12 protein-coding genes are annotated in these 14,368 nt (G+C 62.6%); 10 read left to right on the forward strand and 2 right to left on the reverse strand.

What is annotated here, in order from left to right; genetic code table 11:
- Positions 1-48: 48 nt before the first annotated feature.
- The 10 genes from AC2FML_RS09465 (at position 49) to AC2FML_RS09510 (ending at position 12,070) form a co-directional block, all read left to right on the forward strand.
- Positions 49-969: a D-alanine--D-alanine ligase gene (locus AC2FML_RS09465; RefSeq protein ID WP_496782898.1), complete on the forward strand. Its 921-nt coding sequence runs from the start codon at positions 49-51 to the stop codon at positions 967-969.
- On the forward strand, positions 957-1,964 hold the full coding sequence (locus AC2FML_RS09470) for a cell division protein FtsQ/DivIB (protein ID WP_170585751.1): 1,008 nt from the start codon (positions 957-959) through the stop codon (positions 1,962-1,964). Before AC2FML_RS09465 ends, AC2FML_RS09470 begins: the two co-directional genes overlap by 13 nt.
- 7 nt (positions 1,965-1,971) lie before the next feature.
- Positions 1,972-3,306, forward strand: a complete 1,335-nt coding sequence (gene ftsA, locus AC2FML_RS09475) for a cell division protein FtsA (RefSeq protein WP_170340546.1) — start codon at positions 1,972-1,974, stop codon at positions 3,304-3,306.
- 19 nt (positions 3,307-3,325) lie between these two features.
- On the forward strand, positions 3,326-3,709 hold the full coding sequence (locus tag AC2FML_RS09480; RefSeq protein WP_367648017.1) for a hypothetical protein: 384 nt from the start codon (positions 3,326-3,328) through the stop codon (positions 3,707-3,709).
- Between the two features lie 344 nt (positions 3,710-4,053).
- Positions 4,054-5,685: a cell division protein FtsZ gene (gene ftsZ, locus AC2FML_RS09485; RefSeq protein WP_170368145.1), complete on the forward strand. Its 1,632-nt coding sequence runs from the start codon at positions 4,054-4,056 to the stop codon at positions 5,683-5,685.
- A 213-nt stretch (positions 5,686-5,898) separates the two neighbouring features.
- Complete coding sequence (gene lpxC, locus AC2FML_RS09490) at positions 5,899-6,819, forward strand: UDP-3-O-acyl-N-acetylglucosamine deacetylase (RefSeq protein ID WP_093964852.1); 921 nt, start codon at positions 5,899-5,901, stop codon at positions 6,817-6,819.
- A gap of 125 nt (positions 6,820-6,944) precedes the next feature.
- A complete protein-coding gene (locus AC2FML_RS09495) occupies positions 6,945-7,808 on the forward strand; it encodes an outer membrane protein assembly factor BamD (protein ID WP_170340921.1) in 864 nt (287 codons plus the stop codon).
- A gap of 36 nt (positions 7,809-7,844) precedes the next feature.
- Positions 7,845-9,494 (forward strand): DNA repair protein RecN, encoded by a 1,650-nt coding sequence (recN, locus tag AC2FML_RS09500; RefSeq protein ID WP_480636407.1) that lies wholly within the window; start codon positions 7,845-7,847, stop codon positions 9,492-9,494.
- 101 nt (positions 9,495-9,595) lie between these two features.
- On the forward strand, positions 9,596-11,281 hold the full coding sequence (locus AC2FML_RS09505; RefSeq protein WP_496782899.1) for a chloride channel protein: 1,686 nt from the start codon (positions 9,596-9,598) through the stop codon (positions 11,279-11,281).
- 123 nt (positions 11,282-11,404) lie between these two features.
- Positions 11,405-12,070, forward strand: a complete 666-nt coding sequence (locus AC2FML_RS09510) for an outer membrane protein (RefSeq protein ID WP_496782901.1) — start codon at positions 11,405-11,407, stop codon at positions 12,068-12,070.
- Positions 12,071-12,103: 33 nt separating this feature from the next.
- Here the strand turns inward: AC2FML_RS09510 and AC2FML_RS09515 are convergent, their stop codons facing one another.
- Together AC2FML_RS09515 and AC2FML_RS09520 are read right to left on the reverse strand one after the other, a co-directional pair.
- Positions 12,104-12,448 carry a DUF427 domain-containing protein gene (locus tag AC2FML_RS09515; RefSeq protein ID WP_170357298.1) on the reverse strand — a complete coding sequence of 115 codons (345 nt, stop codon included), beginning with the start codon at positions 12,446-12,448 and terminating at the stop codon, positions 12,104-12,106.
- A gap of 78 nt (positions 12,449-12,526) precedes the next feature.
- Positions 12,527-14,317 (reverse strand): aminopeptidase P family protein, encoded by a 1,791-nt coding sequence (locus AC2FML_RS09520; RefSeq protein WP_496782902.1) that lies wholly within the window; start codon positions 14,315-14,317, stop codon positions 12,527-12,529.
- Positions 14,318-14,368: the final 51 nt, after the last annotated feature.

Genomic DNA, 14,368 nt, shown 5'->3' on the forward strand with positions numbered 1-14,368 from the left:
GAAATACGGACCACCAGATAAGGTCCGGGGACATTGAGGCGCACGAACGTGGGTAGGTCGAGCAGGACAAACCCCAAAGTGGCGGTATTGATGGGTGGCCCCTCGGCGGAGCGCGAGGTGTCTCTCAGCAGCGGGCGCGAATGCGCAGCCGCCCTTGTGGGAGAAGGGATCGAGGTCGTCGAGCTGGACGCCGGTCCCGACCTTTGTGCGCGTTTGCAGGACATCAAGCCCGACGTGGTCTTCAACGCCTTGCATGGCCGCTGGGGCGAGGACGGTTGCGTGCAGGGTCTGCTGGAGTGGCTGCGAATGCCCTACACGCATTCCGGCGTTCTTGCCTCGGCGCTGGCCATGGACAAACAGCGCAGCAAAGAGGTTTTTCGCGTGGCCGGCCTGCCCGTGGCCGACAGCGTGATCGTCCCGAAATCGGACGTGATGGCGGGGCACGTCATGCCCGCGCCATATGTGGTCAAGCCCAACAACGAAGGTTCGAGCGTCGGGATCTATCTGGTGTTCGAAGGCTCGAACGGCCCGCCGCAGCTGTCGGATGACATGCCCGAACAGGTCATGGTCGAACAATACGTCGCCGGGCGCGAGCTGACGGTGACCGTGATGGGCGACCGCGCCCTGACCGTGACCGAGATCCTGACCGACGGCTGGTATGACTACGACGCCAAATACAAGCCCGGCGGATCACGCCACGTGCTGCCCGCCGATATCCCGCCGCGGATCTTCGATCTGTGCATGGATTACGCCCTGCGTGCCCATCAAGTTTTGGGCTGCCGGGGCGTCAGCCGTACCGATTACCGCTGGGACGAGGCCCGGGGCGAAGAGGGCCTGTTCCTGCTGGAGACCAACACCCAGCCGGGTATGACCCCCACCTCGCTGGTGCCTGAACAAGCCGCGCATCTGGGCATGACCTTCGGTCAGCTCTGCGCCTGGATGGTCGAGGACGCCTCATGCGACCGCTGACCGCCACTCGTGCGCCGGTGATCCACCGCACCAAGCCTCTGTCCGGCCCTGATGCCGAGTTTCAGTCTGCGGACGCCGACGCCGTCCGTGCTGAGCCCAAATTGCGGTTGCGCGGTGGTCGGTTCTTCCGCCGTGGCAAGGGCCGTGCGGACCCGGCACCGTCGCGGTTTAGTTATCGGTTCCAGCGATGGATGCTGACGCCGGGAATCCGGCTGGGGGTCAAGATCGGAGTGCCGCTCTGCGCGGTCGTGGCCACGGTTGGGCTCTACTTCGCGGCCGAAGAGCGGCGAGAAGCGGTTCGGGCGCAGGTGGACAACTTGATCACGTCGTTCCAGGAGCGTCCTGAATTCATGGTCAAGCTCATGGCGATCGACGGGGCGGGGGCCGGCCTTGCTGACGACATCCGCGAAGTCGTGCCTTTGGACTTCCCGCTCAGCTCCTGGGATCTGGATGTCGAGCAGATCCGGGACACGATCACCGGCTTGGACCCGGTCAAATCGGCAACCGTGCGGATCCGTCCGGGCGGCATTCTGCAGGTCGATGTTGTCGAACGTCAGCCCGTGATCGTCTGGCGCACCCGTGACGGCATCCAGCTGTTGGACGAAACGGGCACCCACGTGGCCGAGATCGCGGCTCGGACCGAGCGCTCCGATCTTCCGCTGATTGCCGGTCAGGGTGCAGATCAGCATGTGGCCGAGGCACTGGAGCTTCTGGCCACTGCGCGCAGCCTGGGCAGCCGGGTGCGCGGTCTGGTCCGCGTCGGCGAGCGGCGCTGGGACCTGGTTCTGGACCGAGGCCAACGGGTCATGCTGCCGACGGAACGTCCGGTGCGCGCGCTCGAGCGTGTTCTGGCGGTGAACGAGGTGCAGGACCTTCTGGAACGGGATGTTGCCGTGGTCGATATGCGCATAGGGGCGCGGCCGACCATTCGGATGACAGAAGCCGCCAGCGCAGACTGGTGGAATACAAAAGTGACTATGGGTAACGGGCAGTAATACGATGATGACGGATCTCTATCAGTCTCAACGCGCAATGCGCCAGATGCGCAGACAGGCCATGCAACGCGGTGTCGTTGCGATCCTGGATGTCGGAAGTTCCAAGATCGCCTGTCTTGTACTGCGTTTTGATGGGTCGGCGCGGCTCAGCGAGGACAACTCGATCGGGTCCATGGCCGGGCAGACCGGGTTCCGGGTGATCGGTGCGGCGACGACCCGATCGCGCGGGGTGCGCTTTGGTGAGATCACGGCCATGCAGGAAACCGAGCGCGCCATCCGCACCGCGCTGCAGGCTGCTCAGAAGATGGCCGATATCCGGGTAGACCATGTGATCGCCTGTTTCTCGGGGGCAAACCCTCGGTCTTATGGGCTGGATGCGCAGGTGGATCTGGACGGTCAGCTGGTGACCGAGGCCGAGATCGGTCGTGTCCTGAACGCGTGCGATGTCCCGGACTATGGGTCAGGGCGCGAGGTGCTGCATGCACAACCTGTGAACTTCGCTCTGGACAACCGATCTGGCTTGATCGACCCGCGGGGGCAGATGGGGCAGACGCTTGCGGTCGACATGCACATGTTGACGGTCGATGCGGTTGCGATTCAGAACATCGTTCGTTGCGTCAAGCGGTGCGACCTGGAATTGGCTGGCATCGCGAACTCGGCCTATGTGTCGGGGATTTCTGCGCTGGTAGAAGACGAACAGGAACTTGGAGCGGCCTGTATCGACATGGGCGGTGGGTCCACCGGCGTTTCGATCTTCATCAAAAAGCACATGATCTATGCCGACAGTGTCCGCATGGGCGGGGATCACGTCACCAGTGACATCTCTATGGGGCTTGGTGTGTCCGCCTCGGTCGCCGAGCGGATCAAGACCTTCAATGGCGGGGTTCACGCCACCGGAGCCGATGACCGCGACATGATCGACATTGGCGGCGACACTGGGGATTGGGAACACGACCGGCGTACCGTCAGCCGTGCCGAGCTGATCGGCATCATGCGCCCGCGAGTCGAGGAAATCCTCGAGGAAGTCCGCGTTCGGCTGGACGCTGCAGGGTTCGAACATATGCCAAGCCAACAGATCGTTTTGACCGGTGGAGCCAGTCAGATCCCCGGTCTGGATGGGCTGGCCAGCCGGATACTAGGTCAGCGGGTGCGTCTGGGCCGACCGCTGCGTGTGCATGGGTTGCCGCAATCTGCGACAGGCCCGGGGTTCTCGTCGGCGGTCGGTCTTGCGCTGTTCGCGGCGCATCCGCAGGACGAATGGTGGGACTTTGAAATCCCGGTCGATACCTACGCAGCACGGCCGTTCAAGCGTGCCGTGCGCTGGTTCCGTGACAACTGGTAGGTTCCTGCTCCGGGCTGCGGTGTTTTGCGCAGCCTGGGTTCCGGCTGCGGCTGTCGCGCAGACCCGTATCTCGCCCGAAGCATTCCTGGACGCGGTGGTCGGAAAAACCGTCACGTTCCACGAATTGACCAGCGGTATGCTTGTCGGCACCGAGGAGTTCCTCAGCCCAACCCGCTCGGTCTGGCGGCGAGAGGGCGAGGACTGTGTCTATGGCCAGATCACGACGCCTGACGGCAAACTGTGCTTCCTCTATGACACCGAGCCCGGCCCGGTATGCTGGTGGCCATTCGAGCATGATGGGCGGTTGCTGGTCAGGATCGCGCGGCTGGGGGATGGCGAAATCCAGGAAGTCAGCGGATTTTCGGAGGACGGCCTGGATTGTCCTTCCGTTCCCATCAGCTGAAAATTCCGGTTGCGGTGCAGGGATTTATCCCTCAGAATATCGACAAGGCCCATCAGAGGCCCGTCGGCAGGACCCGAGCAGTCAGCCGCAGTTTGAACAGGATGTCCAGCATCGCACCCGCCAAATCTGGCTGGGGGTTTTCGCGTGTGTGGTGGTCTGTCCGCCCTGAGCCGCTAGATTTGCGCAGTCGGGCGAAATGCCGCGAATAACCGCCTTATTTCTTCCATATTTTGTGGATTCACGCGATTTTTGGCGTGACGTTTGACGTTTGGAAAGGTAGAATCACAAGCGGATAGGCAAGAAAAACACCGCTTTGCGGGATCATAAATACAGGCGGACAGAGCATGACATTGAATCTTTCGATGCCCGGGCACGACGAACTCAAGCCTCGGATTACGGTATTTGGCGTAGGCGGTGCAGGTGGAAACGCCGTCAACAACATGATTGAAAAACAACTCGACGGCGTTGACTTCGTGGTGGCCAACACGGACGCGCAGGCACTGCAGCAAAGCCGCTCGTCGGCGCGGGTGCAGTTGGGCATCAAGGTGACCGAGGGTCTGGGCGCAGGCGCCCGCGCATCGGTCGGCGCCGCCGCCGCCGAAGAAAGCATCGAACAGATCGTCGATCACCTGGCCGGCGCGCATATGTGCTTCATCACCGCCGGCATGGGCGGGGGCACCGGCACCGGCGCCGCTCCGATCATCGCGCAGGCTGCGCGTGAACTGGGTGTGCTGACCGTGGGCGTGGTGACCAAACCGTTCCAGTTCGAAGGCGCCAAGCGCATGCGTCAGGCCGAGGACGGTGTCGAGGCGCTGCAGAAGGTCGTCGACACGCTGATCATCATCCCGAACCAGAACCTGTTCCGTCTGGCCAACGAAAAGACCACGTTCACCGAGGCCTTCTCGATGGCCGATGACGTGCTGTACCAGGGCGTCAAGGGCGTGACTGATCTGATGGTGCGTCCGGGCCTGATCAACCTCGACTTCGCCGACGTCCGCGCGGTGATGGACGAGATGGGCAAGGCCATGATGGGTACCGGCGAGGCCGAGGGCGAAGATCGCGCCATCCAGGCCGCGGAAAAGGCCATCGCCAACCCGCTGCTGGACGAAATCAGCCTCAAGGGCGCCAAGGGCGTATTGATCAACATCACCGGCAGCCATGACCTGACTCTGTTCGAACTGGACGAGGCCGCCAACCGCATCCGCGAGGAAGTGGACCCCGAGGCCAACATCATCGTCGGCTCGACGCTGGATCCCGAGATGGAAGGCAAGATGCGCGTCTCGGTCGTGGCAACCGGCATCGACGCCAGCGAAAGCGGCTCCGAGGCGCCGGCTCCGCGCCGGTCCATGTCCGCTCCTCTGACCCGTACCGTATCGGCGGAAGAAGAAGCAGCACAGCCGGCTCCGGTCGCGGCGGAAGTTGCTGAACCGGCTCCGCAGCCCGAAGCTCCGCGCGAACCGTCTCTGTTTGAAGCGGCCGAAGAGCCTTCGCACACGACTTTGCAATTCGGTCAAGGCGCGGATGAGGCTGTCGAGGACGATGACGACGGGCTGCCTCCTCCGGCCTATCAGCCACGCAGCGCCGAGTTCGATCCGCAGCCCGAGCCGGTCGAACGCCCGGCGGAAAGCTATCAGCCGCAACAGGTGCCGCATACCCCTGGAACGCCTTCGCCGGCCGCGCTGGAACGGCTGCAGGCAGCTGTTCAGAACGTACCGACTTCGGCCCAGCGTCTGACCGCGTCGCGCCCGCAGGAACCGGCGCCGCAGCGCCAGCCCGCCGCCGAGGAACGGCCGCGGTTCGGGTTCAACCGTTTGATCGACCGGATGACTGGGCATGCCCCGGATACCCCCGCTCAACCGGCCCGGCAACAGCCTGCGATGCGCCAGACTGACGCTACGGCACCCTCGCATGAGGAGGTCGATCCCGAGCAGGAGCGTATCGAAATTCCGGCTTTCCTGCGCCGTCAGGCCAACTGATCGCGGTAACAATATCCACTCACGGGGTCGCCGAAAGGCGGCCCTTTTTCCTTTTGATGCAAACGTTTAAGTGCCAGTAAGCAGGGTTTTGCCGATCTGTTGCAGAACTGTTTCATTCAGTTACAAAGAGTGAGTTGAGCCTTGATGCGCGCTTCCTTAACTGAGGGTGCAACACAGCCGAAAAAGGCTGGACACCGCTCACCGAGGTTCAATTTGCAACAGACGCTCAAATCTTCGATCACGTTCAAAGGCGTGGGCCTGCACAGTGGCAAGCCCGCGACGATGGTTCTGAAACCGGCAGCTGCCGGTCACGGAATCTGGTTCAAGCGGACAGATATCGAACTGGGCAATGCGTTGATCCCGGCCATCTACGATGTGGTCGAAAGAACCCAACTATGCACGCGCCTGGTCAATGACGCCGGCGTTTCGGTGTCGACTGTCGAGCATATCATGGCTGCGCTGGCAGGGTGCGGGATCCACAACGCCCTGATCGAGATTGATGGACCCGAAGTTCCGATCATGGATGGTTCGTCGATCGACTTCGTGCGCGGTATCATCGCCAAGGGTGTCCGCCGTCAGGCCAGCCCGGTTCTGGCGTATGAGGTCCTCAAGCCGGTCGTGGCAGAGCGGGAAGGTGCCCGTGCCTCGATCCGGCCGGCTGACGGTTTGATCATCGAGTTCCACATCGATTTCGAAGACACTGCGATCGGCAGCCAGTCGAAGATCCTGGATATGCGCAACGGGTCGTTTGCTCGGGAACTGTCCGACTGCCGGACCTTCTGCCGCCGAACCGATGTCGAGGCGATGCGCGAAAACGGTCTGGCACTGGGCGGCACTCTGGAGAATGCGGTTGTTGTTCAAGGGGCCGAAGTGCTGACACCGGGTGGCTTCCGTCACCAGGATGAAGCCGTGCGCCACAAAATGCTGGACGCGTTGGGAGATCTGTATCTGGCCGGCGGCCCGATCTTCGGTCACTTCGTCGGCGAGAAATCCGGCCATGCCATGACCAACACATTGCTGCGCAAGCTGTTCGAGACGCCTGGCGCCGTGCGTCCGGTGCTGTGCACGCCTGAGCAAGCCGCACAACTGCCCGGGCAGGGATTGGTCTGGGACGAAATCCCCGAAGTTGCCTGATCCGGCCCGGCCCGGCGACAAATCGGTCGTGGGGCCGATAAGGCGTTTTGCACCGGAATTTTATGTGCTAGACCAAAGCTCAATCCGGGGTTACCCAAAGAGACAAGACGACTAGGATGGGCGGTATGGTTGGCACCAAAGCGGCAGTCAGGCTTGCGGGCGCGATTCTTCTGGCAGCTACTTTGACGGCCTGCGGCAACGCGGGCGGCCTGTTTGGTAACAAGGGCGCTGACAAGTCCCAGAACCTTGAAGGCTTTACGCCCGAGCAGATCTACACCCGTGGCGAATACGAGCTTGCGCAGAATCGTCCCGCAGATGCGGCCTGGTACTTTTCCGAAGTCGAACGGCTTTATCCCTATTCCGACTGGGCCAAGCGGTCACTGATCATGCAGGCTTTCGCGTTCCACTCGGACAAGGAGTATGAAGAAAGCCGCGCCGCCGCGCAGCGGTATATCGACTTCTACCCAACCGACGAAGACGCAGCTTATGCGCAGTACCTTCTGGCGCTCAGCTACTATGACCAGATCGACGAGGTCGGCCGCGACCAGGGTCTGACCTTCCAGGCGTTGCAGGCGCTGCGCACCGTGATCGAGGTCTATCCCGACAGCGAATACGCCACCTCGGCGGTGCTGAAATTCGATCTGGCCTTCGACCATTTGGCGGGCAAGGAAATGGAGATTGGGCGCTATTACCTGCGTCAGGATCACTATACCGCGGCCATCAACCGTTTCCGTGTAGTGGTCGAGGATTTCCAGACCACCAGCCACACAGCCGAGGCGCTGTACCGCTTGGTCGAGGCTTATCTGGCCTTGGGTCTGGTCGACGAGGCTCAATCGGCCGGCGCGATTCTGGGCTACAACTACCAGTCGTCTGAATGGTACGACGCGGCTTACAAGCTGCTGACCTCGCGTGGGCTCGAACTAAAGAGCCGCGGCAACAACTGGCTCAGCACGATCTACCGCCAGACGATCAAGGGCCAGTGGTTGTAATCGCCATGGTCACAGGCTTGGGACGCTGACGACCCGATGCTGCGCGCCCTTGATATCCGCGATATGCTGATCATCGACCGGCTGGAATTGACCTTTCAGCCGGGCTTGAACGCGCTGACCGGCGAGACGGGGGCGGGCAAGTCGATCCTGCTCGACTCGCTGGGCTTTGTGCTGGGCTGGCGCGGTCGGGCCGAACTGGTCCGGCAGGGGGCCGCGCAGGGCGAGGTCGTGGCCGAGTTCGAACTGCCCGAGGGTCATCCCGCCCATGCGATCCTGACCGAGGCCGGTTTGCCCGGCGGCTCGGAACTGATCCTGCGCCGCGTCAACACTGCCGAGGGGCGCAAAACCGCCTGGGTCAATGACCGCCGCTGCTCGGGCGAGGTGCTGCGGGCGCTGTCGGAAACCTTGGTCGAACTGCACGGACAGCATGATGACCGGGGCCTGCTGAACCCGCGCGGCCATCGCGGCATGCTGGACGCCTATGCCGGGGCCGAGCCGCAATTGGCCGCCGTGCGCGCCGCCTGGACCGAGATGGCGCGGGCCCGCAAGGCCCTGGCCGAGACCGAGGCCGCCGTGGCCGCCGTGCGCAGCGAAGAAGAATTTCTGCGGCATTCCGTGGCCGAACTCGACAAACTTGATCCGCAGCCGGGCGAGGACGCCGAACTCGACGCGCGCCGCCGGATGATGCAGGGGGCCGAGCGCATCCGTGACGACGTGGCCCGCGCCTTTGCCATGCTGGGCGGTGACGGGGCCGAAGGGGCGATGGCGGATGCCTTGCGCTGGCTGGAAGGCGTCGCCGACCGGGCCGAGGGCCAACTGGACGAGCCGATCGCGGCCCTTGGGCGCGCCCTTATCGAACTGGGCGAGGCGCAGGACGGCGTGACCGCCTGCCTCGAGGCGCTGGACTTCAACCCGGCCGAGTTGGAGCAGACCGAGGAACGTCTATTCGCCATCCGAGCGCTGGCCCGCAAACATGACGTGGCCCCCGATGACCTGAGCGGTTACGCCGACACGCTGCGCGCCCGGCTGGGCCAGCTTGAGGCCGGTGACGCCGACCTGGCCGACCGCCGTGTTGCGGTGCAGGCCGCGCAGGCCACCTATAACGCGGCCGCCGAGGCGCTCAGCGCCCTGCGGCGCGAGGCTGCCGGCCGGCTGGACGCGGCGGTAATGGCCGAGCTTGCGCCGCTCAAGATGGAGCGTGCGGTGTTCCAGACCCAGATCACGCCCGCCGACCCCGGACCCGAGGGGCAGGACGCCGTGGCCTTTACCGTGGCCACCAACCCGGGCGCCCCGTCGGGCCCCCTGAACAAAATCGCCTCGGGCGGGGAGCTCAGCCGCTTTCTGCTGGCGCTCAAGGTGTGCCTGTCGGGCGATGACAGCACCCGGACAATGATCTTTGACGAAATCGACCGCGGGGTGGGCGGCGCCACCGCGGACGCCGTGGGCCGCAGGCTTGCTGCGCTGGCGCAGGGCGGGCAGGTGCTGGTGGTAACCCATTCTCCGCAGGTCGCGGCCCGCGCGGCGCATCACTGGCGGGTTCAGAAACACGTGACCGACGGGCAGACCCTGTCCACTGTCCTGCCGCTGTCCGAACCGGACCGGATCGACGAGATCGCACGCATGGTCTCGGGTGACGTCATCACGGATGAAGCCCGCGCGGCCGCCCGTTCGTTGTTGCAAGCCTGATGCAGCCGGGCGGCGACACTTGCCTTCAATATCTTGTCAGCCGACTTTTCTAAGCGCCCGGCGTGGCTTAGTAAGGGATACCTGTTTATCCGCAAAGCCCCATGACACAATCAACCCGAACCGTCCTGCGCACTCAGCTCAACCAGGCCCTGGCCGCGCTCAAGGACGCGTGGCGGGTACTGCGGCACCGCGGGCCAAGCCAGATCCAGTTCTGGTTCATCGCGCTGGTGATCGGGATCACGGCGGGCTTCATGGCTTTGGGATTTCGCAAGGGGATCGCGGCCCTGCAAGCGCTGGTCTATCAGACCGACGACATCCTGTTTCTGCACAGCTTTGCCGAGAAACTGCACTGGGCCTGGATTTTGGCGATCCCCACGGTTGGAGGGCTGGTCGTCGGGATCATCCTGCACCGCTTTACCGATGACGGGAGAGTTCGGTCTGTCGCCGATGTGATCGAAGGATCCGCGATCAGTGATGGCCGGGTCGAAACCAAAGCAGGGGTCGCGTCGTTTTTCGCCTCGCTGATCACACTCAGCACGGGCGGGTCGACGGGTCGCGAAGGGCCAGTGGTGCACATGGCGGGCGTGCTTTCGACTTGGGTATGCCAGCGTATCAACGCGGATGGAATAACCGGCCGCGACCTGCTGGGCTGCGCCGTGGCCGCCGCTGTATCGGCCAGTTTCAACGCCCCGATCGCCGGAGCGCTGTTCGCGCTGGAAGTCGTGCTGCGCCATTTTGCAGTCCACGCATTTGCACCGATCGTGATTGCGTCGGTGGCGGGCACCGTCATCAACCGGCTGGCATATGGCGATGTGACCGAGTTTGTCCTGGACACGCCCGGATCCCTGCAATTTTACGTCGAACTTCCGGCCTTTCTGATCCTTGGGCTGATCTGCGGGCTGGTCTCGCTGTTGCTGATGCGGTCGATCTTTTTTGCCGAAGATTTCGGCAATCACGTGCAGGCGCGCCTGTCGCTGCCGCGCTGGCTGCGACCCGCCGTGTCCGGCGCGATGCTGGGCGTGCTGGCGGTGTGGTTTCCGCATATCATCGGCGTCGGATACGAGACGACCATCCGTGCCCTGACCGGAGATCTGGTGCTGACCACGGCCATCCTGTTTGCAGTGATGAAAACCGTGGCAGTGGCCATAACCATGGGTGGTCGTATGGGCGGCGGGGTATTTTCTCCGTCGTTGATGATCGGCGCGCTGACCGGCCTTGCCTTTGGCCTGATCGCCACAGGCCTTCTGCCAAGCGTGTCGGGCACGCATACGCTATATGCTTTTGCCGGCATGGGTGCTGTTGCGGCGGCGGTTCTGGGCGCTCCGATCTCGACCACGTTGATTGTGTTCGAACTGACCGGAGACTGGCAGATCGGCCTTGCCGTGATGGTCTCGGTGTCCATGTCCACGGCGTTGGCCTCCCGCCTTGTGGACCGGTCCTTCTTCCTGACCCAGCTCGAGCGCCGCGGGGTGCATTTGGCCGCCGGGCCACAGGCTTATTTGCTGGCGATGCTGCGCGCCGGAGCCGTGATGCGACCGCTGGGAGATCCGAATACGGTAAGCAGGGAGGAGGTTCAGGAGATGATCGAGCAGGGTTTGTGCGTCCGGGCCAGCGCAACCCTCGAGGCGGCAATGCCCTATTTCGATCGAGACGGGATTACCTGGCTCCCGGTGGTTGTTCGGGATGATGACGGGGTCGAAAACCCGGTCGGAGCCTTGTACCACGTGGACGCATTGAAGGCGTACAACCGTGCACTGGCCGCAACAGCGGCCGAGGAACACTCATGACGAAGCAGTGGCAGGCGAGCCACTGAGGGTTTCTCTTTGATTTTGACACCTTGTCAAAAGGTGAGAGCATTCTAGCCTGATGGAAGAATTATCCCTGATAGTCACTTTGATTGAGGTGTGAACATGGCTTTCGAACGGTCTTCTTTGCTGACTGTGGTGGTTGCGGTTTCGATGATTGGTGCTGTCTCCGCGCGGGCGCAGGAGGCTCCGTACGTGACCGGCTTTCTCGGCATCACCGATATGGGCGACTATGATTTTGATTTTTTCCAGACAGTTCCTTCTGTCGTGGTTGGCCAAGGCACCATCACAACCGACAATGGCGTAACCTACGGTCTGGCCGTCGGACTGCGTGTCGCACCAAATCTGCGGGCCGAGATCGAACTTTCATATGCTTCGAATGATACCAAGGAAATCGGCCGCCCGTTTGCTCAGTATGACGGAAGCTTTGATGCGACCTTCGGAATGGCAAACCTTTGGTATGACGTCCCGGTACAGGGCAGGTTCAAGCCCTATGTTGGTGGCGGGCTCGGGTTTGCACGCGTGTCCCACGACGGTCAGTCCGGTGCTGGCGTGACACTGGTCGATGACAGTGACACCGCCATTGCGGGGCAATTGGGGTTTGGAGGACGTTTTCAGGTAGGGGAACGCGGGAACATTGACATCGGGTACCGCTACAAGACGACCGGCGATCTTGATTTCGCCACGACCCAAGTGTTCATCCCGACAGATCTCGCGAATGGCCGCTACTCTTCGCACTCGCTCATTCTCGGATACAGCTACAGTTTCTGACAGACGTAGTTGAGGGCCAGGTTTGTCCAGCCCTCAAATCTGTTCGACCTTCACCGACTCCAGCGGGTAGAACGCAAGGTAGCCCTTGATTTGGGCAACGGCGGGTATCGGATCTTCATAGCTCCAGACCGCGTTCTGCGTCACGCTCGACTTGTTGACGATCGAGTAATGCGTGGCATCCCCTTTGTGCGGGCAATGGGTCAACTTTTCGGTCTTGTCCAGAAAGGCCATCGCGATGTCTGCACGCGGAAAGTAGATGACGGGGGCCAGATCGCCTTCCAACAGTTCCAGGGCGTTGGTCGTCTCGCCCAGAATCGCGCCACCGGACCTGACGCACCACTTGCCAGGTGCTTTGCGGATCTTGATGTAATCTGTCATGTCTGCTCCTTCCCTCGTCGTCGCGGCCTCGTTGTGGTCAGGCCTTCGCCTATGCCCATAGTATGTGACAAACGGGTGTCACAAGGGCGCGGTTGCGGCATCCAACCACAGTTGCGCGGCATGTGACAGTCTTGGCCGGACTTTTTCCGCCACGTCCCGGTGATACGCGTTCAACCAATCACGCTCGGCAGTGGTCAGCATGTCGACGACGATCAGGCGTCGATCGATGGGGACATATGTCAGTGTCCGCCAGCACAGCATCGCGCGCTCGGGGTCTGCGCCGGGCAGGGCGGGGGCCTCCTCAACAACCAGCAGGTTCTCAATCCGAATGCCGAAGGCACCTTCGCGGTAGTAACCCGGTTCGTTCGACAGGATCATCCCGGGCTCGAGCGGAACGTGGCTGACCCGCGCCAGGCGCTGTGGCCCTTCGTGAACGCTCAGGTATGCGCCGACACCGTGGCCGACGCCGTGATTGAAATCCTGGCCCGCGGCCCACAAAGGTGCCCGGGCGATGCACTCGATGTCTCGACCGGCCAGGCCAACGGGCCAGCGCAGTTGCGACATCGCGATCATTCCCTTCAGAACCCGGGTAAAGCAGGTTTTTTCCTCATCTCCCACCGTGCTGATGGGGATCGTCCGGGTGATGTCCGTGGTGCCATCCAGATACTGCCCGCCGCTGTCCAGAACCAGAATATGACCGTCCTCAAGCCGGCTGTCGGTTTCTTCGGTCACTCTGTAGTGCATGATGGCGCCGTTTGGCCCGGTGCCCGCAATGGTGTCGAACGAGATATCCTGCAACGCATTGTCGCGCCGCCGGTTCTCCTCCAACCGTGTGACCACCTGCGTTTCGGTCAGGCTGCCGGGGGGTTGGGCATCCAGCCAGCACAGAGTCTCGATGACTGCGGCAGCGTCACGAAGATGCGCGGCGGCGCTGCCGGCAATTTCGGCTTCGTTCTTGCAGGCCTTCGGCCGGGCGCAGGGATCGCCACCGTCCACAGCCCGGTCGCCAAGCACATCGGCAACGGCTTGCGGCAGAGTTCCCATGTCCACTTGCACCGCGCCCTCAAGCGCCGCAACAGCGTTCAGGAACGCGTCGGGTTCGTGGATCGAAACGCGCGGCCCCAGATGCTCGTCCATCCCCTTCAGTTTTTTTGCGGCCATGAACAGGTCCACGTGCCCGTCGGCCTGCAAAATCGCAAACCCATGCGCAACCGGGTTATATGGGATGTCTGACCCGCGGATGTTCAGCAGCCACATGATCGAATCCGGCAACGTGATGACGGCAGCCGACCTCCCGTTCTGAGCCAGAACCGAAGCCAGCCGCGAAACCTTGCTTTCGGCGCTTTCGCCTGCAAATTCCAGCGGGTGCACCTTGACCGGGTTCATTGGCGGTGGTGGCTGGTCGGACCAGATGCGGTCCACAAGATTGTCTGACGCAACCAACTCTATCCCGCTATTCTGCAGCTCGGCCCGGGTTGCGGTGATCTGTCCGGCGGAATGCAGCCAGGGATCGAACGCCACTTTCCCTCCATCGCGCAACTGCTGTTTCAACCACGCCGGAAGGCTTACGTCGGGCCACGGTACCGGCGTGAAATCGGACGCCACCTGCGCCTTGACCTGAGTGCGATACCGTCCGTCCACAAATACGCCGGCCACATTTCGCAGCGCTGCGCAGAACCCGGCAGAACCAGTGAATCCGGTCAGCCATGCCAGCCGCCCGTCGCGGGCGGCCACATATTCGCCCTGATGCGCGTCGGCACGCGGGACGATGAAGCCATCCAGTCCTTCGCGCTCCAATTCCGTGCGCAATGCCGCCAATCTTGGCGGCCCCTGTTCGGGCCGCGCCGTGACTTCGAAAGACTGGAACATCTGCTTCTCCTTCGGCTCGCTACAGGTCTTGTTCGCCTGCCTTCACCTATC

It is taken from the genome of Ruegeria sp. BHSC029, assembly GCF_059613085.1.

Coding starts and splice junctions, on each gene's coding strand:
- AC2FML_RS09515 (WP_170357298.1), bottom strand. CDS start 12,448: ATGACAGATTACATCAAGATCCGCAAAGCACCTGGCAAGTGGTGCGTC.
- AC2FML_RS09520 (WP_496782902.1), bottom strand. CDS start 14,317: ATGTTCCAGTCTTTCGAAGTCACGGCGCGGCCCGAACAGGGGCCGCCA.
- AC2FML_RS09505 (WP_496782899.1), top strand. CDS start 9,596: ATGACACAATCAACCCGAACCGTCCTGCGCACTCAGCTCAACCAGGCC.
- recN (WP_480636407.1), top strand. CDS start 7,845: ATGCTGCGCGCCCTTGATATCCGCGATATGCTGATCATCGACCGGCTG.
- ftsZ (WP_170368145.1), top strand. CDS start 4,054: ATGACATTGAATCTTTCGATGCCCGGGCACGACGAACTCAAGCCTCGG.
- AC2FML_RS09495 (WP_170340921.1), top strand. CDS start 6,945: ATGGTTGGCACCAAAGCGGCAGTCAGGCTTGCGGGCGCGATTCTTCTG.
- ftsA (WP_170340546.1), top strand. CDS start 1,972: ATGACGGATCTCTATCAGTCTCAACGCGCAATGCGCCAGATGCGCAGA.
- AC2FML_RS09470 (WP_170585751.1), top strand. CDS start 957: ATGCGACCGCTGACCGCCACTCGTGCGCCGGTGATCCACCGCACCAAG.
- AC2FML_RS09510 (WP_496782901.1), top strand. CDS start 11,405: ATGGCTTTCGAACGGTCTTCTTTGCTGACTGTGGTGGTTGCGGTTTCG.